Origin of the sequence: Enterobacter sp. ENT03 (genome assembly GCF_019218745.1) — a bacterium.
Taxonomy (GTDB): Bacteria; Pseudomonadota; Gammaproteobacteria; order Enterobacterales; family Enterobacteriaceae; genus Enterobacter_D.
On record NZ_JAHUXA010000053.1, the window covers coordinates 1 to 354 of the forward strand.

General features: G+C 51.4%; 1 pseudogene. It reads right to left on the bottom strand.

The features are described from left to right. Positions 1 to 159 precede the first annotated feature (159 nt). Positions 160 to 354: pseudogene (locus KW828_RS21705) on the bottom strand (IS4 family transposase); the annotation flags it as partial.

A 354-nucleotide genomic window follows, 5' to 3' on the forward strand; every position in this document is an offset into this window, starting at 1 on the left:
GTACGTAATGACATGGTATCTCTCGCATCCCAGGGCATAAGCGACTCCATAAACGGGTTCTTATGCCTTAGTTGTAAGTGTCTACCATGTCCCCGAACAAGTGTTCATGATGTCCCCGGACTGTACACCCAAAGGGCTGAGGGATCCCCGGTAATATGGTCATGCTGCCATGACCATATTACTGTACTCTTTTCCCAGCCTTTTCATCTCGTTACCTATATTCAGCCGCCTCACTTTCCCCGGTTCATGCCGGATGACTTCCTCTGCCAGCCTCAGGTAAGACAGCACACGCCTGACCCTGACGCTGCTTGCCTGATAATGCCAGTGCAGACACCGCTTTTCTGCCATGTATCC